Source organism: Streptomyces sp. NPDC002730, assembly GCF_042888805.1.
Lineage (GTDB): Bacteria > Actinomycetota > Actinomycetes > Streptomycetales > Streptomycetaceae > Streptomyces.
Window position 1 is genome coordinate 297,263 of record NZ_JBIAQG010000003.1, and the last position, 24,718, is coordinate 321,980.

Consider the following 24,718-nt stretch of genomic DNA (forward strand, 5'->3'; position numbering starts at 1 on the left):
GCACCTCGGCGGCCGGGCACCGGACATGCCGCGGCCGCGGCGGCTCCCCCTCCGCGCCGCCGCGGCCGCACCCCGTCCAGTGAAGTTCGGGTCAGCCCTTGGGCGGGAGGGGTGTGTGGTTGTCACCCTGGGTGGTGGCCCCACCGTCGAGCAGCTTCGGCGGCGTGGGCGTGTGGTTGTCCTGAGTGGTGATGGGCGCTTCGGTGACGGGGCCCCCTGTCAGGAGTCCGTCAATCGGCGGCGCGGGCGTGTGGTTGTCGCCCAGCGTGGTGATCTCTTCCGGCTTCTTCTCGGTATTGCTCATCTTTCCGTCCCCCAAGGGATTGCCCGACATTACCGAAGGTGGCCTTCTGCCCGGAGACTCCCCCGAGGGTCGCCGGACAGAAGGCCAGGGGGACCGCTCGCCCCCACGCGGAGGTGTAGGTCCCGGGATCCGCCTGCCCCCCGACGCGACGGATCGAATGCACTGAGCATGTCGGATGAGCATAAACGTTCAATGAACGCCCTGGCGGGGGGCCCTCACGCTGCGCTGAGAGGGGCAAGTAGCCCGCGTACTTCCTCCACTTCCGCGGCACCCGACTGCTCGTGCAGGGACAACGCCTCGCGCCAGCAGGCACGCGCGCGGTCCGCTTGGCCGAGGCTGTCCAGCGCCCTGCCCAGCGTAATCAGTACGTTGGCCCGGGTCCGGTCGCCGCCGATGCAGCCGATCGCGAGTGCCTGTTCGGCGTGCTGGGCAGCTCGCGCCGGGCGGCGGGCCGTGAGGTGCGCCTGCGCGATGCGGAAGAGTGTGGTCCCCTCCCACAGACGCTGCCGGTTCGTCTCGAAGCTGTCCAAGGCCTCGTGAAGCTGATCCAGCGCCTCGGTGTGGCGGCCCGCGTGGGTGAGCGCGACTCCCAGGGCGTAGCGGGCATTTGCGAGCCGCAACGTGTGTCCTATGCGGTCGTAGACGTCGACTCCCTGCTCGGCGAGCGCGATGGCCTGCGACGTACGTCCCTGGGACAGTTGGATGCGCGAGAGATTGCACAGCGCACTCGCCTCGCCGGGACGGTTCTCGTCGGCGCGGGACCCCTCCATCGCCCGGCGCAGATGCTCCTCGGCCTCGGCGTGCCGCCCCTGGTTGAAGGCGATGATGCCGCGGTCGTTGTCCGACCAGTAGATGGGCGCGGGGTCCTGCGCGGACTTCGCGAGCACGGCGGCCTGCTTGGCCTCCTCGTCGGCCTGCTCATAACGGCCCGCCACCAGATGGACATTGGTTATCGAGGTCCGCGCGCGCGCCTCGGCACGGACATCGCCGACGGTGCGGGCCGCGTCGAGCGTGGAAAGGGCCACGGCCTCGTACAGCTTGGAGTTGGTGCCCGACTCCGCCAGGTCCTTGGCGGCCCACAGCAGGTCGACAGTCCGCCGCAACCGGCTACTTCCGGTGGACTGCTGAGCACACGCCAGTAGGCAGTTCGCCTCGGTGTACAGCCAGTCCTGTGCGTCCTGCCGGTCCGTGAGAACCAGGCCCTCGTACTCCGTACGCTCCAGGTGGGCCACCAGCCGGTCGCCCGGACGCTCTATCGCGAACACCCGTGCAGCCGTCGACAGATAGAAGTCCAGCAGCCGGGACAGCGCCAACTCCCGCTCCTCGGGCGGCTCTTCATCCCGCTCGGCGCATGCACGCGCGTAGAGCCGTACGAGGTCGTGGTAGCGGTACCTGCCCGGCGCCGCCGACTCCAGCAGCGAGGTGTCGACGAGTGCTTCCAGCAGGTCTTCCGTCCCCTGGGGTGGGAGGTTGAGCACCGCCGCGGCCGCGGCGAGCGAGATGTCCGGGCCGTCGGCAAGGCCGAGGAGGCGGAAGGCGCGGGCCTGGGCCGGCTCCAGCTGGCCGTAGCCCAGTTCGAAGGTGGCCTTGACCGCGAGGTCGCCCGCCTGCAGTTCGTCCAGGCGGCGGCGTTCGTCGGCGAGCTTCGCTGCCAGCACCGAGACCGTCCAGGTACGGCGGGCCGCGAGGCGCGAGGCCGCGATACGGATCGCGAGCGGCAGGAACCCGCACGCTGCGACCACATCGAGCGCCGCCTCACGCTCGGAGGTGACCCGCTCTTCACCCACGATCTTGGTGAAGAGCTGCAGGGCCTCCTCCGGCGACATCACATCCAGGTCGACGAGGTGCGCCCCGGCCAGGTCCACCATCCGGACCCGGCTGGTGACCAGCGCAGCGCAGCCCGCCGTGCCGGGCAGCAGCGGACGGATCTGGGCGGCGTCCCGCGCGTTGTCGAGGAGGACCAGGACGCGCAGGCCGTCCAGCGTCGAGCGGTAGAGCGCGGCCCGCTCGTCCAGCGAGTCCGGAATGGCGGAGTCCGCGGTGCCGAGGGCCCGCAGGAACGCGCCCAGGACCGTCTCCGGATCGGCGGCGCGATTGCCCGCGCCCTGCAGGTCGACGTACAGCTGGCCGTCCGGGAAGTGCGGCCGGGCCTCGTGGGCCACATGGACCGCGAGAGTCGTCTTGCCGACGCCGCCTATGCCCGCGAGCGCCGAGACCGCCATGACGGAGCCCTCGGCGGTGGCCAGCTGGTCACCCAGTTCGCGTACGAAGGAGGCACGTCCGGTGAAGTCCGGCACTGTGGCGGGGAGTTGCGCGGGCCGGGCGACATGCGGGGCCCGGGCCGGCTCCTCGCTCGGCCGGGCCAGTTCCGCGTCGGCCTGCAGAATGCGCTGCTGGAGCTTGGCGAGCTCCGGGCGCGGGTCGACGCCCAGTTCCTCGGCGAGCAGCCGGCGGGTGTCGGCGTACACGGCCAGCGCCTCGGCCTGGCGTCCGCTGCGGTACAGCGCCAGCATCAGAAGCTCGCGCAGCCGCTCCCGCAGCGGGTGCGCCGCGGTGAGCGCGGTCAGCTCCGACACCGCCTCCGCATGGGCGCCGACCTCCAGGCAGAGGTCGAGCCGGGTCTCGAGGAGCTGGAGCCGCCATTCCTCCAGCCGGGCCCGCTGGTTCTCGGCGTACGGCCCCGGCACATTGGCCAGCGGCTCGCCGTCCCACAGGCCCAGCGACTTGTCCACCAGCGCGCGGGCCTGGTTGCGGTCCCCGGCCGCGCGCGCCTTGTCCGCCTCCGCCGCCAACTCCTGTGCCACCGCGAGGTCGAGGGCGTCGCCCCTGACCCGTATCGCATAGCCGCCCGACTCGCTGACCAGCGCGTCCGCGGACAGCACCTTGCGCAGGCGCGAGGCGTACGTCCGCACCGCCGCGAGCGCCTGCGAAGGAGGGTCCTCACCCCAGATCGCGTCGATCAGCTCGGAAGCGGTCGCGGTGCGGCCGTCGCGCAGCAACAGCGCGGCCAGCAGGGCGCGCTGCTGCGGCGAACCGGACGGCAGAGCTTCCCCGCCGCGCCAGGCACGCACCGGGCCGAGCACGCTGAAGCGCAGGTCAATGATGCTGCTCTGCATCGGAGTCCGCTGCTCCGGTACGCGTGGCCCGCTGTCACGGTCCATAGCTGCTCCCTGCCCCCGTACTGCCGGAATCGCCCTCGACAGTCTGCCCTGTGCATGGTGGCCCCGTCAGCAGCGGGGCACCTCCACATCGCCCCTGCCCGCGTCAGCTTGTGAGCTAACCCTCTGTTGCCGATCTCCGTCCGTGATCTCTGCCGGAAGCTCCCGTCACGGGCGGTACACCTCTCCCGGGTTGGCCTTGCCGGGCGCGAGCAGCTCGGGCACGGTGACGAAGGTATAGCCGCGCCTCTTCAGCTCGTCGATGATGCCGGGCACGGCGGGCACGGTTCCGTCGTAGATGTCGTGCAGCAGGATGATGCCGTCGCGCCCCGCCTGGTCGAGTATCCGGTTCTTGATGAGCTCGGAGTCGGTGGTGGAGAAGTCCTTGGCGGTGGCGCTCCACAGGATCTGGGCGAGGCCGAGCTCCCGGCTGACCTTGGTGACGTCGTCGTTGATACGGCCCTGCGGCGGGCGCATCAGAGTGGGCCTGCGGCCGGTGATCTCGGAGATGGCCTCCTGCGTACGGGAGAGCTCATCGCGTATCTCGTCGGCGCTCAGTTCGTCGAGCCGACGGTGCGACCAGGTGTGATTGGCCACCTCATGGCCCTCGTCGGCTATTCGGCGTACGAGGTCGGGGTGCTTGAGCACATGGTTCTTGCCGAGCAGGAAGAAGGTTGCGTGAACCTTCTTCTCCTTCAGGGTGTCGAGGAGTCGGGCCGTGTCCTTGCCTGGCCCGGCGTCGAAGGTCAGGGCTATGCACGTGGCCTTTCCGCAGTCGACGCCCGCGGCGGACTGCGGCTTGGCGTCGGAGGCCGCGTGGCTCCTGGCGGCGCCCGGTGAGGTGGTCTCCATCGAACAGCCGCCGAGCGTCAGCGCCAGGGCGGCGACTGCGAGCGCGGCGGCGGTGACCTTCGCTTTCGTCCTTTTTCCGGGCATGGCGAATATCCCCCTCGGTGGATGGCGGGCACACGGAATACGGCGCTCTGCCGCTGACCGGCCGCGCACGTCATCGCACTATACACACGATGTATAGACGGGGTTTATAGTGAACCGCGGGCGCTCGTCCGAGAGGTTTTCCGTGCCGTCCCGCTAGCTGACGGCTCGTCAGATTGGCGCTACCGTGGGGCGCATGGAGACCTTCCCGAAGATCATCTCGGTGGACGACCACACGGTTGAGCCCCCCAACGTCTGGCGGGACCGGCTCCCGTCGAAGTACCAGGACATCGGCCCGCGCATCGTCCGGGCGCCGCTGAAGGAAATGACGTTCCTGGGCGGCAGGTTCGCCCCGGTGATGGGGGCGAAGGGCGACGACGGGCCGATCGGCGACTGGTGGGTCTACGAGGATCTGCACCGGCCGCTGACCCGCCTCGACACGGCGGTCGGCTACGACCGCGACGAGATCAAGCTCGAGGTCATCACGTACGAGCAGATGCGGCCCGGCTCGTTCGGCGTGCCGGAGCGCCTCGCCGACATGGACGTCAACCACGTCCAGTCGGCGCTCTGCTTCCCGACCTTCCCGCGCTTCTGCGGCCAGACCTTCACCGAGGCGAAGGACCGCGAACTGGGGCTGCTCGGGGTGCGGGCCTACAACGACTGGATGGTGGAGGAGTGGTGCGGCCCCGAGGCGCGCGGGCGCCTGATTCCGCTGACCCTGATCCCACTGTGGGACGCGGAGTTGGCGGCGGAGGAGGTCCGGCGCAATGCGGCGCGGGGCGTGCGGGCGGTGGCCTTCTCGGAGATACCTCCGTACCTCGGGCTGCCGTCGGTGCACACGGACGAGTGGGACCCGTTTCTGCGGGCGTGCGACGAGACGGGGACGGTGATCGCGATGCACATCGGCTCGTCGTCGAGGATGCCGTCGACGTCCGCCGATGCGCCGCCCGCCGTCGGGTCGACGATCACGTTCGCCAACTGCTGCTTCTCGATGGTCGACTGGCTGATGAGCGGCAAGTTCGAACGCTTCCCGGGTCTGAAGATCATGTACGCGGAGGGCCAGATCGGCTGGATCCCGTACATCCTGGAGCGCGCGGATGTGGTCTGGGCGGAGAACCGGGGGTGGGGCGGGGTGGCGGACAAGGTGCTGCGGCCGCCGTCGGAGCTGTTCGCGGAGCATGTGTACGGGTGCTTCTTCGATGACGCGTTCGGGCTGAAGAACCTGGACGCGATCGGAGTGGGGAACGTGCTGTACGAGACGGACTATCCGCACTCGGACTCGACGTGGCCGAAGTCGAAGGAGGTCGGGGAGAGCCAGATGGGCCACTTGGCGCCGGATGTGGTGGACCGGATAGTGCGCGGCAACGCGATTGAGATGCTGGGCCTGACGTCGGACGGCCTGTGGCCGGGCGCGTAGCCTCCGGCGGGGTGCGGGTTGCCTCCGGCGGGGGTGCGGGGTCTTGTGGCTCGGGCCCAGGGTCGTCCGGTCTTGTCGGGTGCGGGTTGCCTCCGGCGGGGGGCGGGTGCTTGTTGCCCGGGCCCAGGGTCGTCCGGTCTTGTCGGGTGCGGGTTGCCTCCGGCGGGGTCGTCCGGTCTTGTCGGGTGCGGGTTGCCTCCGGCGGGGTCGTCCGGTCTTGTCGGGTGCGGGTTGCCTCCGGCGGGGTCGTCCGGACTTGTCGGGTGCGGGCTCCGGTGCCCCTCCGGGCTCGACTCCTCGGGGTCGGCGGCGTACAGGCTCTTGGTGCGTGACCCCGGTTTTGCCGCCAATCCCCTGCGGGGCCGACCCTGCACGGCCCCTCCCCACCCGAACGAGACAAGACCACTCGCCGCGGGGGTACAGCGGTTCGCCGGTGGAAACCACCCACGGACAGCAACCACCAACGCCCCCGGCCCACGCTCACCACATGACCGGGTGACTCCGACAACGTCCCCGGCCCACCCCGACCACATGACCGGGCAACTGCCACTATCGGGGGATGACGCTCACCCTCGCTCAAGCCGACAAGATCCTTGCCGACAACTTCGCCCCCTGGGTGCTCGACCTCGGGCTCTCCGTCGTCGAGGCCGGCGAACGGCATGCGATCCTCCGCCTCCCCTGGAGCGATCGCCTCGCCCGGGAAGGCGGTGCCCTGTCCGGGCAGGCGCTCATGGCCGCCGCCGACACCGCCACCGTCGTCGCCGTCGCCTCCGCCCTCAGCGGCTTCGCGCCGATGACGACCGTCCAGCAGTCCAGCACCTTCCAGCGCGCGATCACCGGCACGGACGTCCTGATCGACGTCAGGATCACCAAGCTCGGCCGCCGCATGGCGTTCGCGGACGTCACCATGACCGCTGACGGCTCGCAGGACGTCGCAGCGCGGGCCTCCGCCGTGTACGCCCTGCTCGGCTGAGGCGACGCCCCCAGGCAGGCACCCGCACTCACGTCACCGCACCCCTTGTCTGATGAACCGTCAGGTATGACGATGACCCCGTCCGGATAGTTGACGAAGCGTCAGATCAGGCGAGGAGGCGGCGCCGTGCACGTACTGCCCGAGGGGCGGCTGTCGTACGGGATGCAGCTCCCTATCCAGTCGCAGAGCACCATCTACGCGGAGCCGTGGGAGACCGGCGCCGGAGCCGAGGATCTTGCCGAGATCGCCAGGGTCGCCGACCGGGCCGGGTTCGCGTATCTCGCGAGCTGTGACCATGTCGCGATCCCGCGCCGGCTCGCCGGTGCCATGTCCACCGTCTGGTACGACCCCGTCGCCACGCTCTCCTACCTCGCGGGGATCACCGAGCGCGTGCTGCTGCTCAGCCATGTGGCCGTCGTCGGGCTGCGGCACCCGCTCCTGAGCGCCAAGCAGTACGCGACCCTGGACCACCTCTCCGGCGGACGGCTGATCCTCGGGGTCGGGGCCGGGCATGTGCAGGAGGAGTTCGAGGCGCTCGACGTGGACTTCGCCGCGCGCGGGCCCGTTCTCGACGAGACCATCGACGCGCTCAGGGCGGCGCTCGGCCCGGAGGAGTACCCCGAGTTCGCCGGCGAGCGGTTCTCCTTCAGCGGGCTCGGGCAGCGGCCCAGACCCGTTCAGCAGCGGATACCCATCTGGGTGGGCGGCTCCTCGCCCGCCGCCGTGCGCCGGGCCGCCGTACGGGGTGACGGCTGGCTGCCCCAGGGCGACCCACGAGGCAAGCTCCCCGCCCAGATCGCCAGGTTGAGGACGCTGCGCGAGGAAGCAGGCGTCACCGATCCCATCGAGATCGGCGCCATCACCGAGCCGCTGTACGTGGGCGAGCCGGACTGGGACACCGGCCGGCGGACCCTGACCGGAAAGCCCGACGCCCTCGCCGAGTCGCTGCGCGCCTACGCCGCGATGGGCGTGCGCCAGATCCAGGTCCGGTTCCGCAGCCGGAGCCGCGCCGAACTCACCGATCAGATGGCGGCCTTCGCCGCCGACGTTGCTCCGCACCTGAACTGAGGAGAGTGGGATGGGAAAGCTCGACGGACGCGTCGTCCTCATCACGGGCGCGGCGCGCGGGCAGGGTGAGCAGGAGGCGCGGCTCTTCGCGGCGGAGGGCGCGAAGGTGGTGCTTGCCGATGTGCTGGACGACCAGGGCGAGGCTCTCGCCAAGGAGCTGGGTGAGGGCACGGCCGCGTACGTCCATCTGGATGTGAGCCGGGAGACCGACTGGACCGCCGCCGTCGCCGCGGCGAAGGACGCGTTCGGGAAGATCGACGGGCTGGTCAACAACGCGGGCATCCTGCGCTTCAACGAGCTGGTCTCCACGCCGCTGGAGGAGTTCCAGCAGATCATCCAGGTCAATCAGATCGGCTGCTTCCTCGGCATACGTAACGTCGCGCCCGAGATCGAGGCGGCCGGTGGCGGGACGATCGTCAACACAGCCTCGTACACGGCCCTGACGGGCATGGCCGGCGTGGGTGCGTACGCCGCGACCAAGCACGCGATCCTCGGCCTGACCCGGGTCGCCGCGCTGGAGCTGGCCGCCAGGAAGATCCGCGTCAACGCGGTCTGCCCGGGTGCGGTGGACACGCCGATGAGCAACCCGGACGGCGTGGACCCGGCGGCGGTGAGCGAGCTGTACCGGAAGCTCGTGCCGCTCGGCCGGGTCGGGGAGCCGGAGGAGGTGGCGAAGCTGGTGCTCTTCCTGAGCAGCGAGGACTCCTCGTACATCACCGGGCAGCCGTTCGTCATCGACGGCGGCTGGCTCGCCGGAGTGAGCCTTTTCTGACTGGACGTCAGGTATTGACGCCTCGCGCAGGCGGTGGAACAGTCGACCGCATCGAGATCTGACGGTACGTCAGAAAGCAAAAGGGACGGTGAACCCCTTTGGAATTCGGGCTCTTTGTACAGGGATACGTCGGCAAGCGCGCCGAGACCGACCCGCTCGCGGAGCACAAGGCGCTGATGGAGGAGACCGAGTACGTCATCCAGGCGGACACGTCCGGCTTCAAGTACGCCTGGGCCTCCGAGCACCACTTCCTGGAGGAGTACTCGCATCTGTCGGCGAACGATGTGTACCTCGGGTACCTCGCACACGCGACGGACCGGATCCATCTGGGCTCGGGCATCTTCAACCCGCTGGCGCCCGTGAACCACCCTGTGAAGGTCGCGGAGAAGGTCGCCATGCTCGACCATCTCTCCGAAGGACGCTTCGAGTTCGGGTCGGGCCGCGGCGCCGGCAGCCACGAGATTCTCGGCTTCATGCCCGGCATCACCGATATGAACCACACCAAAGAACTCTGGGAAGAGACCATCGCAGAGTTCCCCAAGATGTGGCTCCAGGAGGAGTACGTCGGCTTCCAGGGCAAGCACTGGTCGCTGCCGCCGCGGAAGATTCTGCCGAAGCCGTACGGGAAGTCCCACCCGGCGATGTGGTACGCGGCCGGCTCCCCGTCCTCGTACGCCATGGCGGGCAAGAAGGGCCTCGGCGTCCTGGGCTTCAGCGTGCAGAAGGTCTCCGACATGGAGTGGGTCGTCGAGTCGTACAAGACGGCCGTCAAGGAGGCGAAGGCGATCGGCGACTTCGTCAACGACAATGTGATGGTGACGTCGACGGCGATCTGCGCCGAGACGCACGACAAGGCCGTCGAGATAGCTGTCGGCGGCGGACTGAACTATCTGCAGTCGTTGCTCTTCCGCTACCACGACACCTTCCCGCGGCCCGAGGGCATCCCCGAGTGGCCGGAGCTGCTGCCCGAGTACAGCGCGGAGATCATCGAGCTGCTCATCGCGGAGGAGCTGATGATCTGCGGCGACCCGGGCGAGGTGCTGCAGCAGTGCAAGCGCTGGGAGCAGGCGGGCGCGGACCAGCTCTCCTTCGGACTTCCGATCGGGATCTCGTACGAGGACACCATCAACACGATCAAGCTGATCGGTGAGCATGTGATCCCGCAGATCGACACGGACCCGGTGCATCGGACGACCCGCTTCCGCCAGGCGGCGGGCTGACGGTCCGCCTGCGGCGGGTCTGTTCCCCACCCCGCCCCTTCCCTTGACCGGGGCTCCGCCCCGGACCCCGGACGCCCAAACTTCAGCCCCGCCGGCGATTGAGGCGCGGGGGTCCGGGGGCGGAGCCCCCAGTTCGGGAAGGGGCGGGGTGGGGAAAAGCCACCCGCCCACAGAACGGCGGCGGCCTCCCGGACCGCCGTCCCCGGGTTCCGGCCGGGTGCCCGTCGGCAGCGGCCTGCCGCACGCGCCCCGGCCGGAGCCATGAACGACCGACAACGACCAACCCCGCGCTGGAGGGACCCGTCATGCTCGACCACCTCATTCGCTCGGCGACCGTCGTGGACGGGACCGGCGCGCCCGCGTACCTCGCCGACGTCGGGATACGGGACGGGCGCATCGCCCTCATCGCCGAACCCGGGACCGTCGCCGAGGAGGCCAGGACGAGCGAGGACGCGTCGGGGCTCGTCCTCACCCCCGGCTTCGTCGACCCGCACACGCACTACGACGCCCAGCTCTTCTGGGACCCGTTCGCCACCCCCTCCATGAACCACGGAGTGACGACCGTCGCCGGCGGCAACTGCGGCTTCACCCTCGCCCCGCTCAACCCCGACCGCCCCGAGGACGCCGACTACACCCGCCGCATGATGTCCAAGGTGGAGGGCATGTCGCTGGTCGCCTTGGAGGAGGGCGCGCCGTGGAGCTGGCACACCTTCGGCGAGTATCTGGACGCCCTGGAAGGCCGGATCGCCGTCAACGCGGGCTTCATGGTGGGTCATTGCGCGCTGCGCCGGCATGTCATGGGCCCCGACGCGGTCGGCGGGCAACCCACGCCCGAGCAGCTCGACGACATGCTCAGGCTCTTCCACGACGCGATGGACGCGGGGGCGTGGGGGCTCTCCACCACCCAGTCCTCCACCCACTCCGACGGCGACGGAGAGCCGGTCGCATCCCGCCACGCGAAGCCCGCAGAGCTCCTCGCCCTCTCGCGGGCCGTCGCCGAGCACGAAGGCACCCAGCTGGAAGCGATTGTCGCGGGCTGCCTGGACCAGTTCGCCGACGAGGAGATCGACCTGTTCGTCGAGATGAGCGCCGCGGCCGGACGGCCGTTGAACTGGAATGTGTTGACCATCGACGCGTCCGCGCCCGAGCGCGTGCCGCGCCAGCTCGAGGCGAGTGAGCGGGCGAGGAAGTCCGGTGGCCGCATCGTCGCGCTGACCATGCCGATCCTCACGCCGATGAACATGTCGCTGGGCACCTTCTGCGCACTGAACCTCATCCCCGGCTGGGGCGAGGTCCTCTCCCTCCCCGTCCCCGAGCGGATCGCGAAACTCCGCGACGCGGACGTACGCGCCGAAATGCTGCGCCACGCCGAGTCCAAGGAGGCCGGCGTCTTCCGTCGGCTCGCGAACTTCGGCCGCTATGTCATAGGCGACACATACTCCAAGGAGAACGAGGGCCTGAGTGGGCGCGTCGTGAAGGACATCGCCGCCGAGCGCGGCCAGGACGCCTTCCACTGCCTCGTGGAGATCTGCGCCAACGACCAGCTGCGTACGGTCCTTTGGCCGATGCCCACCGACAACGACCCCGACTCCTGGGAACTGCGCCGGCAGACCTGGCAGCACGAGGACGTCATGCTCGGCGGCTCCGACGCGGGCGCGCACCTGGACCGGATGTGCGGAGCGCCGTACACGACCCGCTTCATCGGCGACTGTCTGCGCGGCCGGAAGCTCATCGGCCTCGAGGAGGCCGTGAAGATGCTGACCGACGACCCGGCACAACTTTTCGGTCTGCGCGAACGCGGCCGTGTCCAGGAAGGCTGGCACGCCGACCTCGTCCTCTTCGACCCGGAACGGATCGAGGCGGGCCCGGCCACGCTCGTACACGATCTGCCCGGCGACAGCCCGCGCCTGGACGCGAAGGCCATCGGCATCGTGTCGGTGCGCGTCAACGGCGTCGAGACGATACGGGACGACGAGGTGACGGGCGCGGTACCGGGCACGGTGCTCAGGTCCGGCCGTGACACGAGGACCGTGAGTACGCTGCATCCTTCCGGGGGACAACCCCCGGACCCCCGGCCGGAAAGCAGGCCGCACGGGACAGCCGATGCGGCAGGGGAGGGCGAACTCCAGTGACGGCGGGGCGGGGTGGGCCCGAGCCGACGGTGCGGCAACCGGTGCGGCAGAAGCTGTTCATCGGCGGGGAGTGGGTCGAGCCGGACGGCGGCCACTACGAGGTCGTCAACCCGGCCACCGAGGATGTCGTCGGGCTCGCGCCCGAGGCGAGCCGCGAGCAGGTGTACGCGGCGGCCGCCGCCGCCCGCGAGGCCTTCACCGCCTGGTCGCGTACGAAACCGGAGGAGCGCGCCCGGATCCTGGACGCGGCCGCCGATGTCATCCAGCGCGAGGCCGAGCCGTACGCCCGCCTCGCGCAGGCCGAGAGCGGCGCGACGACCGCGACGGCGCGCGGTATGCAGGTCGCCGTCGGCGCGGCCCGCTTCCGGCGGTACGCGAAGGGCGCGCTGGAGCCCGTGGAGGAGGGGCTGCCCCCGCAGATCAACGCCGCGGGACCGATGGGGAAGGCGGGCGTCTTCGGGGCGCTCGCGGTACGCCGCCCGGTCGGCGTCGTCACCTGCATCACCTCGTACAACAACCCCTGGGCGAACCCGGCCGGCAAGGTCGCTCCCGCGCTCGCCATGGGCAACACGGTGGTCGTGAAGCCCGCCCCGCAGGATCCCCTGTCCGTCTACAGGATGGCCGAGGCCCTGGCGGAGGCGGGCGCGCCGCCCGGCGTCGTGAACGTGGTGACCGGCTCCGCACCCGCCGTCGGCGAGGCCGCCGTCGACTCCCCGGACGTCGACATGGTCAGCTTCACCGGCTCGACGGCGGTCGGACAGCGCATCGCGGAAGTCTGCGGCCGCGGGATGAAGCGGCAGCTGATGGAGCTGGGCGGCAAGGGCGCGGCGCTCGTCTTCGACGACGCGGACGTGGATTCAGCGGTGATGGGCATCGGCACGACGTTCTCCTTCTACAGCGGCCAGATCTGTACGGCGCCGACGCGGGTGATCGCGCAGCGCGGGATTCACGACCTCCTGGTCGAGAAGCTGACCGGCTGTCTGACCCGTATGAAGGTCGGCGACCCGGCGGCGCAGGGCACGGTGGTCGGCCCGGTGATCTCGGCGGCCCACCGTGACCGGGTCGAGTCGTACGTCGAACTGGGCAGGAAGGAAGGCGCTCGGTTGGTTGCGGGCGGCGAGCGACCTGCGTACGACAAGGGCTTCTATGTCGCCCCGACGCTGTTCGCGGACTGCACGAACGACATGCGCGTGGTGCGGGAGGAGATCTTCGGCCCGGTGGTGGTCGTGGTCCCCTTCGACGACGAGGACGAGGGCATCGCGCTGGCGAACGACAGCGACTACGGCCTGATCGACTATGTCTGGTCGGGGGACGTGGCGCGGGCGTTCCGGGTGGCGGGAGAGCTGCGGGCGGGCGGGGTCGGGGTGAACACCATCGGCCGGAACATGGAGGCGCCGTTCGGAGGGTTCAAGAAGAGCGGGGTCGGGCGGGATGTGGGCTCGTACGCGCTGCAGGCGTACAGCGAGCTGCAGGCGGTGGTGTGGCCCGGCTGAGGCTCGACGCCGGCCCAGCGCGCCGCGACACGCCTCGTGATCAGAACCCGTTGGCAGTCCGGTGATGGCTGGGTGCCGGTGACCGGCCACCAGGCCCCACGGGTTGATCTCCTCGCGGCTTCAGGAAACGCTGTCACCTTCCGAACTGGGGCGGTGGCAGCGTTGGTTGAGGATCCGGATACCGATCAGGCGTGCCTGGCTTGTGGGCTCACGGCCGGTACTGACTTCTTGCCGGGTGGCCCGATCCTGCGGACCGGCACGTGGGTCGTGGAGCACTGCGTGGGGCCGCTGGGCCTGGGGACGCTGGTGGTCAAGCCGATCAGGCACGTGATCCACGTGGCCGATCTGACAGCCGAGGAATCCGGCGAACTCGGCCCGCTGCTACGGAGGGTCAGTTCCGCGGTCACGGAGACGATGGAGCCTGAGCAGGTCTACGTCTGCCTCTGGTCCCATGCCGGCGCAGTGCCGGGGCACATCCACTTCGTGGTGCAACCCGCGCTCAAGGACGATCTCGCCCGGTACGACGCTTACGGGCCCGCGCTGCAGATGGCCATGCTCGAGGCAGGGCAGCTGCCGGACGAGGCGGCCGTGGCCGATGTGTGTGCTCGCCTGCGGACGGTTCTCGCTGCTGGCTGAGGCTTCTCTGTCTGAGCGGCCGAGCGGCCGAGCGGGCAAGCGGGCGCCCACGGAGTGTGCCCGCGGCTGCAGCCGACCGCCCTCACCCCGTTCGCCCCGCCGCCACCCGCCTCTCGAGCCGTCCCAGCACCCTGCGCCCCGCGCGCCCCACCCCCAGCGGGATCAGCGCCGCGCGTCCCGGGATGCGGATGCCGCCCGTGAAAGCCACCCGGGTGCGGCCCTCGCCGCAGGGGATCGCCGCCACTCCCATCAGGATGAAGCGGCTCTGGAGCCAGACCCAGCCCGGGCGCAGTACGCCGTCGAACCGGGCCCGCATGCCGAAGCGGCTCCGCGCAACCGCCTCCACGCGGTCGCCGTCGATACGGGTCACCCGCAGCCGGCGCATGTCCGGGACCAGGCGGGCGAGTTCGCCGTCCAGGTCGGCGAGGAGCGGCCAGACCTCGGCGTAGTCCGCCTCGATCTCGCGCTCGGTGATCGTGGCGCCGGGGACGCCGGCGGCCAGTGCGTACAGCCGCCGCACCGGGTCGAGGCCCGCGGCGGGCGGCCAGTTGACGGTTGTCACGATGACCACGCCTTCCTGAAGGAGTCCCGGGCCCGGTGCAGCCGTGACTTGACGGTGCCGACGCGGAGGCCGAGCAGTTCGGCCGCGGACTGTTCGTCGAGGCCCTCGATGTCCCGCAGGACGAGGACCGCCCGGTGTTCGGGCGAGAGCCGGGTCAGTACGTCCCCGATGTCCGCGGCGAGTTGAGGATCGCCCCGCTGGGGGAGGGTGGTGAGATCGGCCGGTACTGAACGGGCGGACCTGCGGGCGACCCGGACCGCCTCCCGGCAGGCGATCGCCCGCACCCATCCGTAGAGCGCCGCCGGTTCCTTCAGGGAACGCAGCCCTCGGAAGACGGCGACCAGCGTCTCCTGGACGGCGTCCGGGCCGTCGGCGAGCGCGATCGGGGTGCAGATGCGGCCCGCGTACGGGGTGAGGACGTCGAGGAGGTCGTTCATCGCGATGGTGTCGCCGCGTTGCGCGGCCCGCACCAGCCGCTGGACGTCGTCACTCACTCCGCTCCCTCGCCACGCGCAGTGCCGCGGCCGCCAGAGCCAGGCACAGCGGAGTGTAGAGCGCCAGGTTCAGCCAGTAGAAGGTGGATCCGGCGCCGTCGTCGAGGCCCGCCCGTACCCCGAAGGCCCAGGCCAGACCGACCAGCCCACGCAGTGCCGTACCGCAGGCAACGGCAACGGTGGCCGCCTGGAGCAGTCGCCCCCGGCGCCGGGCGCGCGCGGTCACCAGGCCCGCCGCGGTGAACAGCAGCGCGGCGAGCGGCAGGAGCACGGGCGGGGTGAACGGCACATCGGCACCGAGCACCGCGTACGACAGCGCCTTCGGGTCGTCGGCCGGCCAGTGGCTGCCGGTCGCCCAGAACACGTGCAGCAGCCCGTCGGCGGTCAGTACGCCCGCCACAGCCCGGGCGGCGGCACGCCGGTTCGTTTCCATGAGGACCTCCTCGGTGAGCGGATGCGTCACCCCACAGAGGAGCCGAACCGGCGATTCGTTCCGACGAGTTCGCGAAGCGGGTCAGGCGCCGAGGAACACCGGGTTGGTGAACGCCGCCAACGGCCCCGGCAGCCCCGGGATCACCGCCGCGTGCCGGACCTCCGCCCGTACATACGCCGCGTACGCCGCCGTCGTGTGCCACTCCACCGTGCCCGTCCCCGTCGCCGGGAGCGCCGCCGTGTGCAGCACACCCTGGTCGGTGACGAAGCGGACCGAGCAGTTCGGGGCGCCGCTGACCTCCAGGCGCAGGGTCACCGGGTCGTCGGCGTCGACGTGCAGCCGTTCGCCGATGCCCGCATGGCGGCCGCGGCCGCCCGCCGCCGAGAAGGAGAGCGACACCGCCTTCGACTCGGCGACATAGCTGCGCCCGGCCCGGATGCCGTCGAGGATCGCCTCGCGCGTCAGGTCGTCCGCGAGGACCACGGTCTGCGGAGTGCCGACGGGGTCCGGGTCGCGGTGCGCGTCGCTGTTGCCCATCGCCGGGGTCCAGCGCCGTCCGGAGCGTACGGACGCGACCAGTGCGTTGTCCCAGGACTGCAGCGAGACCTCGTCGTCGGGCGTGTACGCACCGTTCCACACCTCCACCGCGTCCGCCTCGCCGAAGCCGAACTTCCAGTTGCAGCCGATGCAGGTGGCGTGCGGATGGGCCGGCACGACCAGGCCGCCGGAGCGCCTGATCTCGCGCGCGTAGTGGCCGAAGCGGTTGTCGCGGGCCCGGTAGCGCCAGTCGATGAAGGTGCCGGGGTCGGTGCCGAGCGCGACGACGTGGCCGTTGCGCGTGGTGACTTCCTCGCCGGTGAGGATCAGCAGGTCGTCGCCCGCCTGGTCGGCCCAGTGGGCGTGCGCCGAGTGCGTGTTGTGCTCGGAGGTGTTGATGAAGTCGAGCCCGGCGGCACGGGCGAGCGCCGCGATCTCGGCGGGGGTGCGCTTGCCGTCCGAGTACCAGGAGTGCAGATGGCAGTCACCGCGGTACCAGGCGCGACCGCGGCCTTTGGCCCGCTCCGGCGGATAGACCGGCTTGGGTGTCTTGCCGGGCGCGCCGTACCGGAGCGTGATGGTGACTTCGTACGCGAGACCCTGCGGCGAGACGGTGTACGGGCCCAGCGCGATGTTCCAGGTGCCTGCGTGTACCGGGCCCGGGATATAGCCCGGCGTCGCCTCGTCCGCGCGGATGAAGAACTCCGTGCGCGCGCCGCCCGACCAGCCGCGGAAGCCGTCCCCGCCCAGCTCCGTGCCGCGCTCGTCGAAGATGCCGATGTCGAGGGCGTTGCCCTGCGTGCCGGGCGGAACGACGGGCCGCTCGTAGGTGTACGCCACGTGGATCTCGCGTACGCCCTTCGGGATCTCGACCGGGAGATACACGAAGTCGGGGGAGCCGGGCGGCAGCGTGCCGCGCACGACCTGGCTGGGTTCGCTGTTGGTCTGTCCACCGTTGTTCGGCGCGGCGTTCGCGAAGCTCACAGTGCCCAACGTAAGCGCCGCAGCGGCTCCCGTCACGAGCAGTCCGCGTCTGTCCATCGCGTGTTCGTCGTTGCACATGCCGTCGGCTCCCCAGGGGTGGTGAGAGGGACAGGAGTGATGTACTCGAACCCTGGTATTGAGCCGTGAACTGCTGGGCAAGGGAAGGGGCGTGCCGGGTTGCTCCTGGCTTTCAAGTGGGATTTCCGGCCACCGTTACGGCTCAGGCGTCACTCCGGTTGCGCCGCATCAGCAGCAGCACGATGATCACGAGCACCGCGAGGCCGAGGATCAGACCGATGATCAGGCCGGCGGACAGGCCGCTCTTCTTCTTTTTCTTCTTCTTGCTCTTCTTGCCGACCTTGCTCAGGGTGCTCACGGTCGTCGACGCCTTGGCGACGGACGACCCGGCCCCGGGCGCGGCGGCGGTCTTCTGCGCGGACTTCTGCACGGTCTTCTGCACGGCGACGGCCGCGGTGGGTGCGTAGGCCGCCGATGCGGCGGGCGCGCCGGCGAACAGTGCCCCGGTCAGCACAAGTGCGGTGGTGGCGATGCGGATACGCATCATGATGTGTTTTCTCCCCGTGGTTGCTGTCGTTGCTTAGGTTGCCGAGCTCTCGGCATGTGGCACCGTACGGCATACGTTTGGGCCGCCACCACAGACGATGACGGAGGTTCCGTATGCGGATCTCGACCACGATCTTCCTCACGGACGAGACGATTACGCCCGTGCGGCTCGCGCGCGAGCTGGAGGAGCGCGGATTCGGCGGGCTCTATCTGCCGGAACACACCCATATCCCGGTGGAGCGCGCGACCCCGTACCCGGCGGGTGGCGAGCTGCCGCCGGAGTACGGCCGCACCCTCGACCCGTTCGTCGCACTCGGCCAGGCCGCGGCGGTCACGTCGCGGCTCGGCCTCGGCACGGGCATCACACTCGTCGCCCAGCACGACCCGATCGACCTGGCCAAGCAGATCGCGACCCTCGACCATCTGTCGGGCGGCCGGTTCACGCTCGGCCTCGGCTACGGCTGGAACAAGGAGGAGGCCGCGGACCACGGCGTGGAGTGGACGAAGCGGCGCGAGCTGGTCCGGGACCGGATGGCGCTGATGCGGGCGCTGTGGGCGGCGGAACCGACCCCGTACAAGGGCGAGTTCGGTTCCGTGAGGGCCTCCTACGCCTACCCCAAGCCGGTGAGCGGCCCGCGCACGCTCATCGGGGGAGCGGCCGGCCCGAAGCTCTTCTCGCACATCGCGGAGTACGCGGACGGCTGGCTCCCGATCGGCGGCCGGGGCCTGACGGAGTCGGTCCCGGTGCTTCGGGAGGCCTGGTCGGCTGCGGGCCGCGACCCGGAGAGCTTGCAGGTGGTGCCGTACGCGGTCCTGCCGACGCCCGGGAAGATGGCGCACTACGTGGAGCTGGGCGTGGAGGAAGTGGTGCTGCAGCTGCCGCCGGCGGGTGAGCCGGAGGTGCTGCGGGTGCTGGACGAGTACGCGCAGTACCTGTAGCCCCCGGGAGCACCGGGAGCACCGGGTGCCTGCACGGTGGGCGCGCCGGTGCGGGGCCCGTCGGCGGGGAGCAGGGCGGCGGCGGGCACGGCGGCGACGGTCAGTAGGGCGATGGCGATCAGTCGTAATGTGGTCACGTGGCCCGAGCTTGCCGACAGGTCGTCGCCGAATCAGTCAGACACGCGGGGACCTCAGCCGGTCGGGTGTCGCCGCGCGTACGAAACGAAGGCGGACCAGGTGGCGGCAGCGACGGCGAGTTGGGGACCCTGGAGGTTCTTGGAGTCCCGGACGTGAATGGCGGAAGGGGAGGCGGCGACCTCGACGCATGTGCCACCTTCGGCACCGCTGTAGCTGCTCTTGAACCAGTGGAGTTGCTCGGTGCTCATCGTTCTCCCAGCATCTTCTCGATGAAAGCCAGTGACTCCCGGGGCGTGAGAGCCTGCGCCCGGATAATCCCATAGCGTTCGGTGAAGACGTGGACCACCTCCGGATCGGTGATCAACCTGGGGTGCCCGTAGATCTCCATGTACGCAACCTGCTGTCGTCCCTTGGGAGTCAGCAGGGTGAACGCGCCGTCCATTGCTGAGTGTTCCTCGCGATCAGTCGGCATCACCTGGAGCTCTACCGTCCGCATACGTCCGATGCGCAATAGCCTTCGCAACTGGTGGGCATGGACCGTCCGTCCACCGAGCGGCCGTTGCAGCATGGCCTCCTCGAGCACATAGCTGGAGGTCGGTGCAGGCCAGCGCTCGAAGATCTGCTGACGGGCAAGCCGGTCCGTCACCCGCTTTTCGATGGTCGCCTCGTCAAGCAGAGGTCGCCGCTGGGTGAAGAGGGCCCGTGCGTACTCCTCGGTCTGCAGGAGCCCAGGCACGGCTTGGTTGCTGTACTCGTGCAGTGCGACGGCCTCTGCCTCGGCCTTCGCGAAGTCCCGGAACCAGTCCGGATGCCGCGTCCGTGCCTTGCTCTGTGCCTCTCTCACGTCCTCCACCGCGGCTTTAAGCACACCCCCGGCGGCGAGCAACTCATCAGCCCGCACAAGGAAGTCGGGCTGCGGTGTCCGTACGCCCCGTTCCATCGCGGAGATCAGGTCCTCCCCACAGTGCGCCGCCACCCCCAGCTCCCGCTGGCTCATCGAGGCGTTCTCCCGCAGCACTTTGATCTGCTTGCCGAGAGCGCTGAAGAGATGCGCCGTCCCGTCCACTTCAGCCGGCCGCTCCGGCCGCTCTTCCGTCATGCCGTACCGCCTTCTCGGTCACGGCCGACGTCCCGTACAGCCCGCCGTCCGCACCCGTACAGTTACCCAGCGTCGCGATCTCACTCCTGGTCAGGGTACGGCGAACCGACCACGCTCAGTGACATGAAAGCCGAAACCGCCACCCCCACCGCCGAGTTCATGCAGCGCTTCAGCGCCACGCGCCGGGGCGCCCGCCTGGCCCGCCACCTCGCGGTCCACCAACTCGACGGCTGGGGCATCCCGTACGGGAGCGACCTCTCCGACTCGGCCGCGCTGATCGTCGCGGAACTCGCGGCGAACGCGGTCACCCATGCCCGCGTCCCGGGCCGCGACTTCGAGCTGCGCCTCGCGCTCTTTACGAAGACCCTCCGCATTGACGTCTCGGACGCCCGTGGGGACCGCGAACCGACCCCGAGGCCGCCCACCCCCGACTTGGAGACGGGGCGCGGCCTGCTGCTGGTCGAGGCACTCGCCACGACGTGGGGCACGGCCGACCGTGTGGTCGGCAAGACGGTCTGGGCGGAGCTGGCGCTGCGGTGAGCCGACTCGACAGTGTCTTTCTGAGGCCCAGTGAGACGGCCTGCCGGACTGACCGGTAGGCCGTCACAGAATCCTGCGGACCGAGGTGTTGTCTACGGCGCGAGCCACTCCGCCTGGAGCTGCGGAGCGAGATAGGTGGCTCCAGCAAACAGGCTGTTCGAAGTGGCGCTGTTTCCGGTGGTCTGGAAGACGTTGAGGGAGATCACGTCACCGGCATCCAGCTGACCCATAAGGAAGACGTCTCGCAGGAGGAGCTTCACCGCCGCCTGGGCGCCGCCGGGTAAACGGTCGCCGCGCGCGGTGACCGGACCGAATACTGAGTGACAGCGGCAGTAGGCGAGTTCGCCGGTCGTGCGGTTGCGGTGGATCAGAAGCTGACGACTGCCAGGGGCGGGGTCGGACAGGTCGACGGCAGCCCATTCGTAGACGTGGCTGGGTTGGCCTGTGTGAAAACGGGGCGGAGCTATCGCTATGTCGGGCCGACTGAGCTGCGGGCCATGGTCTTGCCTGGCAGCGAGGGCAAGATGATCCGCTCGGTGACCGACTTCGACGGCTGGGCTTCCGAGCGTGCGGCGGCGGAGCTGTCCCAGGTCAGGGTGACAGGATGCGGTAACTCCTGTGACGAAGGTCTGTTCGCACAGCATCATGCCGTCCCAGGTGAAGGTCACGCGCTCGACGACCGTGTCGCCGTCGGCCGCCAGGCGGAGTTTCGCCGTGCGGCGCCCGAGCGGCTCGGCCGTCTCGGGGCGCGTTCTCGACGGCGTGGTAAGACCCGCCTTGCGGTAGTCACGAAGGCGCTTGCTGGGGCCGCACGGTGGGCGTCCCGGCCAGCAGCCGCCCTCCGGGGAGGTGGCGGCGGAGGCGGACCGGGACGGGCCCCGCTCCGGGCGTCGGATCAGCCGATGGGCAGCCGTACTTCGCCGCGCACCTTCAGAGCCTGCTGCGCGGTCGCGTTGAGGTCGACTGTGTCGGGGTCCTGCTTTGCGGAGGCCGGGGTGAGGAAAGCGACATAGGCCGCCGTGTTGTCGTCGCCCCAGGCACACACCGGGACGGTGGAAGTCCCGTCTTTGTCCGTGGAAAGCATGACCGTGCAGGTCATGTCGACGTCCGAGCCGGGCGGCGTGATGGTCTTTGGCGGGTTGGGTTCGTCCATCCCATCGGCTTTTCTCATGCCGTCGAGCAGACTGTCGCGTGCCTGATCCGGATCGTTGAACTGTCCGTACATGCCGGTCAGTACGAGGCCGCGAGCGGCGTCGGTGGCGGTACCGGTGTACGAGCCGATGACCGCCTTGACATTGCGGGCGTCCGGACCGGCCCCGTAACCCTTCTTCTGAGCCTCGGCGTCGGCGTCCGCCGACCCGTCCTTGACCAGCTTGTACTCGTTGGCCAGGAGGGTCTTTGGGACCGTGAGCCGGTACTTGGCCTCGGGAAACGTCTTGGCGGGGCGCCCGGAGTCGCTGCCCAGGTTGCCGATGTAGGAAAGGGCGAGAACCAGGGCCACCGCCCCAAGGGTGATACCGACGATCAGCCAGGTGTGATTCTTGCGCCGCGGCGGCCCCGCCGGCGGTTGTCCCCACCCGCCCTGCCCGGGCTGGCCCGGCTGCCCCGGGTATCCCTGTGGTCCCGGGTAGCCCTGCTGCGGGTAGGGCGGGTGCGGGTAGGGCTGCTGAGCGTAGGGGTTGGGCTGCGGAGGTCCGTACGGACCGGGGGACTGGTGGGGAGGTGGCATGGCCATGGCTACACGATATGTGACCTTCGGGAGCGGTCGTTCGAAGGCCTGGAGGAGGTCGTGTCGCAGCTCCCGCCGGCGGGGGAGTCGGAGGCGCTGCGGGTGCTGGACGGGTACACGCAGTCCGTGGAGCCCGGGGCGTCTGAACCGTCGGCGCCCCGGCCCGCGGCTGCCCGAAGACGGGAACGAGGGCGGCTGCGGACAGGGGCGGCGAGCAGCGTGATCCGGCCGCTCTTCTGTCATGCCGTACCGCTTTCTCGGTCACGGCCGACGTCCCGTACAGCCCGCCGTCCGTACCCGTACAGTTACCTAGCGTCGCGATCTCGCTCCTGGTCAGGGTACGGCGAACCGACCACGCTCAGTGACATGAAAGCCGAAACCGCCGCCCCCGCCGCCGAGTTCACGCAGCGCTTCAGCGCCACGCGGAGGGGCGCCCGCCTGGCGCGCCACCTCGCGGTTCACCAACTCGACGGCTGGGGCATCCCGTACGGGAGTGACCTCTCCGACTCGGCCGCGCTGATCGTGGCCGAACTCGCGGCGAACGCGGTCACCCATGCCCGCGTCCCGGGCCGCGACTTCGAGCTACGCCTCGCGCTCGGCCCAACGACCCTCCGCATCGAGGTTCGGACGCCCGAGGTGACCGCGAACCGGCCCCGAAACCGCCGACACCCGACTCGGAGACGGGCCGCGGCCTCCTCCTTGTCGACGCACTGGGGTGTCGCCGACCGTGTCATTGTCAAGACGGTCTGGGCCGAACTGCCGCTTGGGCAAGGAAGGTGGTCCTGCGCGCCGGCCTGAAACGGAGGCACGGTGGATGCGAGGGCAATTGGGTCTGCCAGGAAGCGGGTAGAACTCATTGCTATCCGTAGTATCCGCGAGGGAACACTGAGACGCCCTCGACGATGGCGGTCTCGTCGGCATCGACATTTGGGGCGAAAAGGGAAAATCCACTCTGCGTAAATTCCGCGCCGAATGAATCCGACTCGCCGTACGCGCCATGACTTGCGAGCTCAGTGACGACTTCATTGAGAGGACGTCCGATCAGCCCAACTCCGTTGAAGGTGACTTCGGCAGCTGGCGTGACTTCGATGAATTCGAGTCGCCCTTCGCTGTTGTAGCTAAGTAGCAGTCCCAACTCTACGCTGCTTCCGGCGCCGCGAGATCAGGATCGCTACCTCTCATTCCATCCCCCCGAGATCTACCGCCGCGGCGTCGGGCACGATGCCGTGGACCGGCGGGAACAACATGCCTTCGTCACTGCCCGCGTCGAGCGCCACCCCTGCCGGCCCCGGCACCATCGGCACCATCACATCCAGCAGCCGCGCGCCCAGGATCGTTTGGTACGTCCACTCCCGCTCGGCGTCCCCCTGCGCACGTGCAAATCGTGCCAGCGCCTCTTTGTCCGAGAACGCGCAGATCCAGCGAACCCCGCCCCGGTCCGCGGTCCACAGGCTCCCGTACGGATCGATCGGCACCAGTACCGCAGTACGCCGGAATTCCCCGAGCAATACTGCAAATTCCCTGCGAGCCCGGGTGAGTTGGGCCTCGGCGGGAACCGTTGGCGCAGTCCCTACGGCAGTTGAATCTGGTACCGAATCGGCCAAATCCATCAGCCGCAAGGGCTGTTCGGGCTCTGATATGCCGTCCCCGTTGCTGGTCATGCACGGCATGTTGCCACGAACCAGTTTTCGAATGCAATGGAATCGAAACGATCAAATCGTGGGATATCAGCAACGTTTGCTGAAGCGACAATCCGGTTACCTCGGTGACGCCTGTGACGTCAGTCCTGGCCCCCGCCCGGACGGAGCTCCGGAGGATGGACGCCGGTCAGCGAATCGCCGTACGCCTCCTTGGGGTCGTACGCACAGGGCATCCCGCTGCCCCCGGAGAACCGCTGGTCCTCCGCACGCCAGGTGAAGGACAGCGTCTCGTTCCCGCCGTCTCCCGCCCCGCCGTCCCGCTCTGCCCGTAGGTTCCACTCGTCGCCGGTCTGGAACTCCCCGTACTCGCTGATATGCCAGCCCGTGTCCTTCAAATGGTCGTGCAACCTCCGCAACGCAGGCAGGGCCTCCTTCTCGGAGACCTTGTCCAGGGCCCAGCCGTGGTGCAGCCCGTACGCCCCGTCCACCGGATCATCGGCCATGCCCTCGAGCCCGCCCGGGTGGCAGAAGTCGGTCGAGAGATAGTTCTCCGTGCCCACCCCGGGCTCCACCACACCCGGCGGCACAACGCGGTCGAAGCCCAGCACCTCGTACGCGTCCTGGGAGCGGCCGGTGGCGCGGCGCATCATCTCCTCGGGGGCGACGCGGGGGTAGTCCTCCGGTGTGGCGCGCTCCACCTGGTACGTGATGACCAGGCCGAGCACAAGCAGCAGCGGCGCGGAAATCAGCACGATGAACGCCCACCACGCCACGTCGAGAGCCCTGCGGACCACCGCCCTCGCGGGGGAGTCGGACATCTCAAGGTCGTCGATCATGGGACCGAAGCTACGGCCCATCGCACGGCCCGGACATGCGTGGTTGTGCCCAGCATGCCTAGGCGTAGGTACTCAGGTCATCACCCCTCGGCCGTGCCCCTCCGCCCGAGGTCAGCT

24 protein-coding genes and 2 pseudogenes are annotated in these 24,718 nt (G+C 69.7%); 11 read left to right on the plus strand and 15 right to left on the minus strand.

All coding sequences use genetic code 11. From position 1 onward, the window contains the following. Positions 1 to 91: 91 nt before the first annotated feature. The 3 genes from ACFYXH_RS09640 to ACFYXH_RS09650 all read right to left on the minus strand — a co-directional run bounded on the left by ACFYXH_RS09640 (position 92) and on the right by ACFYXH_RS09650 (position 4,398). Entirely contained in the window at positions 92 to 304 is a 213-nt protein-coding gene (locus tag ACFYXH_RS09640) for a sigma-like protein (protein ID WP_389561533.1), read from the minus strand. Between the two features lie 215 nt (positions 305 to 519). Then, entirely contained in the window at positions 520 to 3,465 is a 2,946-nt protein-coding gene (locus ACFYXH_RS09645; protein ID WP_389561534.1) for a BTAD domain-containing putative transcriptional regulator, read from the minus strand. A 165-nt stretch (positions 3,466 to 3,630) separates the two neighbouring features. After that, complete coding sequence (locus tag ACFYXH_RS09650; RefSeq protein WP_389561535.1) at positions 3,631 to 4,398, minus strand: polysaccharide deacetylase family protein; 768 nt, start codon at positions 4,396 to 4,398, stop codon at positions 3,631 to 3,633. A gap of 193 nt (positions 4,399 to 4,591) precedes the next feature. Between ACFYXH_RS09650 and ACFYXH_RS09655 the strand changes: the two genes are divergently transcribed. The 8 genes and pseudogenes from ACFYXH_RS09655 (at position 4,592) to ACFYXH_RS09690 (ending at position 14,106) form a co-directional block, all read left to right on the plus strand. Continuing rightward, positions 4,592 to 5,812, plus strand: a complete 1,221-nt coding sequence (locus ACFYXH_RS09655; protein ID WP_389561536.1) for an amidohydrolase family protein — start codon at positions 4,592 to 4,594, stop codon at positions 5,810 to 5,812. Between the two features lie 559 nt (positions 5,813 to 6,371). After that, positions 6,372 to 6,785 (plus strand): PaaI family thioesterase, encoded by a 414-nt coding sequence (locus ACFYXH_RS09660; protein ID WP_389561537.1) that lies wholly within the window; start codon positions 6,372 to 6,374, stop codon positions 6,783 to 6,785. Positions 6,786 to 6,947: 162 nt separating this feature from the next. After that, positions 6,948 to 7,853 carry an LLM class F420-dependent oxidoreductase gene (locus ACFYXH_RS09665; protein WP_389561825.1) on the plus strand — a complete coding sequence of 302 codons (906 nt, stop codon included), beginning with the start codon at positions 6,948 to 6,950 and terminating at the stop codon, positions 7,851 to 7,853. 10 nt (positions 7,854 to 7,863) lie between these two features. Next, positions 7,864 to 8,625, plus strand: coding sequence for an SDR family NAD(P)-dependent oxidoreductase (locus ACFYXH_RS09670; RefSeq protein WP_389561538.1), 762 nt, complete (start codon positions 7,864 to 7,866; stop codon positions 8,623 to 8,625). 98 nt (positions 8,626 to 8,723) lie between these two features. Next, complete coding sequence (locus ACFYXH_RS09675; RefSeq protein WP_389561539.1) at positions 8,724 to 9,845, plus strand: LLM class flavin-dependent oxidoreductase; 1,122 nt, start codon at positions 8,724 to 8,726, stop codon at positions 9,843 to 9,845. Positions 9,846 to 10,150: 305 nt separating this feature from the next. Then, positions 10,151 to 11,884 (plus strand): annotated as a pseudogene (locus ACFYXH_RS09680) (amidohydrolase family protein); the annotation flags it as partial. Positions 11,885 to 12,018: 134 nt separating this feature from the next. Next, positions 12,019 to 13,470, plus strand: a complete 1,452-nt coding sequence (locus tag ACFYXH_RS09685) for an aldehyde dehydrogenase family protein (RefSeq protein ID WP_389561540.1) — start codon at positions 12,019 to 12,021, stop codon at positions 13,468 to 13,470. A gap of 162 nt (positions 13,471 to 13,632) precedes the next feature. Next, entirely contained in the window at positions 13,633 to 14,106 is a 474-nt protein-coding gene (locus ACFYXH_RS09690; RefSeq protein WP_389561541.1) for an HIT family protein, read from the plus strand. A gap of 82 nt (positions 14,107 to 14,188) precedes the next feature. Here the strand turns inward: ACFYXH_RS09690 and ACFYXH_RS09695 are convergent, their stop codons facing one another. The 5 genes from ACFYXH_RS09695 to ACFYXH_RS09715 form a co-directional block, all read right to left on the minus strand. After that, entirely contained in the window at positions 14,189 to 14,668 is a 480-nt protein-coding gene (locus ACFYXH_RS09695) for a hypothetical protein (RefSeq protein ID WP_389561542.1), read from the minus strand. Then, complete coding sequence (locus ACFYXH_RS09700) at positions 14,665 to 15,105, minus strand: sigma-70 family RNA polymerase sigma factor (RefSeq protein ID WP_326655264.1); 441 nt, start codon at positions 15,103 to 15,105, stop codon at positions 14,665 to 14,667. Before ACFYXH_RS09700 ends, ACFYXH_RS09695 begins: the two co-directional genes overlap by 4 nt. A gap of 49 nt (positions 15,106 to 15,154) precedes the next feature. Continuing rightward, positions 15,155 to 15,595, minus strand: a complete 441-nt coding sequence (locus ACFYXH_RS09705; protein ID WP_326650652.1) for a DUF3995 domain-containing protein — start codon at positions 15,593 to 15,595, stop codon at positions 15,155 to 15,157. Between the two features lie 81 nt (positions 15,596 to 15,676). After that, a complete protein-coding gene (locus ACFYXH_RS09710; RefSeq protein ID WP_389561543.1) occupies positions 15,677 to 17,194 on the minus strand; it encodes a CehA/McbA family metallohydrolase in 1,518 nt (505 codons plus the stop codon). Positions 17,195 to 17,336: 142 nt separating this feature from the next. Continuing rightward, a complete protein-coding gene (locus ACFYXH_RS09715; RefSeq protein ID WP_389561544.1) occupies positions 17,337 to 17,681 on the minus strand; it encodes a hypothetical protein in 345 nt (114 codons plus the stop codon). 113 nt (positions 17,682 to 17,794) lie between these two features. On the opposite strand from ACFYXH_RS09715, the gene ACFYXH_RS09720 reads away from it, so the two are divergent. Beyond that, positions 17,795 to 18,619 carry an LLM class F420-dependent oxidoreductase gene (locus ACFYXH_RS09720; RefSeq protein WP_389561545.1) on the plus strand — a complete coding sequence of 275 codons (825 nt, stop codon included), beginning with the start codon at positions 17,795 to 17,797 and terminating at the stop codon, positions 18,617 to 18,619. A gap of 191 nt (positions 18,620 to 18,810) precedes the next feature. Here ACFYXH_RS09720 and ACFYXH_RS09725 read toward each other — a convergent pair whose 3' ends face one another. Together ACFYXH_RS09725 and ACFYXH_RS09730 are read right to left on the minus strand one after the other, a co-directional pair. Continuing rightward, on the minus strand, positions 18,811 to 19,005 hold the full coding sequence (locus tag ACFYXH_RS09725) for a DUF397 domain-containing protein (RefSeq protein WP_389561546.1): 195 nt from the start codon (positions 19,003 to 19,005) through the stop codon (positions 18,811 to 18,813). Beyond that, positions 19,002 to 19,856 (minus strand): helix-turn-helix domain-containing protein, encoded by an 855-nt coding sequence (locus tag ACFYXH_RS09730; RefSeq protein ID WP_389561547.1) that lies wholly within the window; start codon positions 19,854 to 19,856, stop codon positions 19,002 to 19,004. Before ACFYXH_RS09730 ends, ACFYXH_RS09725 begins: the two co-directional genes overlap by 4 nt. Before the next feature lie 123 nt (positions 19,857 to 19,979). Here ACFYXH_RS09730 and ACFYXH_RS09735 point away from each other — a divergent pair, with 123 nt between their 5' ends. Further along, a complete protein-coding gene (locus ACFYXH_RS09735; RefSeq protein WP_389561548.1) occupies positions 19,980 to 20,396 on the plus strand; it encodes an ATP-binding protein in 417 nt (138 codons plus the stop codon). Positions 20,397 to 20,488: 92 nt separating this feature from the next. Here ACFYXH_RS09735 and ACFYXH_RS09740 read toward each other — a convergent pair whose 3' ends face one another. After that, positions 20,489 to 21,064 (minus strand): hypothetical protein, encoded by a 576-nt coding sequence (locus ACFYXH_RS09740; protein ID WP_389561845.1) that lies wholly within the window; start codon positions 21,062 to 21,064, stop codon positions 20,489 to 20,491. Positions 21,065 to 21,291: 227 nt separating this feature from the next. After that, positions 21,292 to 22,131, minus strand: coding sequence for a hypothetical protein (locus ACFYXH_RS09745; protein WP_389561549.1), 840 nt, complete (start codon positions 22,129 to 22,131; stop codon positions 21,292 to 21,294). 360 nt (positions 22,132 to 22,491) lie between these two features. Here ACFYXH_RS09745 and ACFYXH_RS09750 point away from each other — a divergent pair. Beyond that, positions 22,492 to 22,923 (plus strand): annotated as a pseudogene (locus tag ACFYXH_RS09750) (ATP-binding protein). A gap of 61 nt (positions 22,924 to 22,984) precedes the next feature. Here ACFYXH_RS09750 and ACFYXH_RS09755 read toward each other — a convergent pair. From ACFYXH_RS09755 to ACFYXH_RS09765, 3 genes are all read right to left on the minus strand, one after another. Next, positions 22,985 to 23,260, minus strand: coding sequence for a hypothetical protein (locus ACFYXH_RS09755; protein ID WP_389561550.1), 276 nt, complete (start codon positions 23,258 to 23,260; stop codon positions 22,985 to 22,987). Between the two features lie 43 nt (positions 23,261 to 23,303). Then, positions 23,304 to 23,786 carry an SseB family protein gene (locus ACFYXH_RS09760; RefSeq protein WP_389561551.1) on the minus strand — a complete coding sequence of 161 codons (483 nt, stop codon included), beginning with the start codon at positions 23,784 to 23,786 and terminating at the stop codon, positions 23,304 to 23,306. 119 nt (positions 23,787 to 23,905) lie between these two features. Next, positions 23,906 to 24,601, minus strand: a complete 696-nt coding sequence (locus ACFYXH_RS09765) for a hypothetical protein (RefSeq protein WP_389561552.1) — start codon at positions 24,599 to 24,601, stop codon at positions 23,906 to 23,908. Positions 24,602 to 24,718 lie beyond the last annotated feature (117 nt).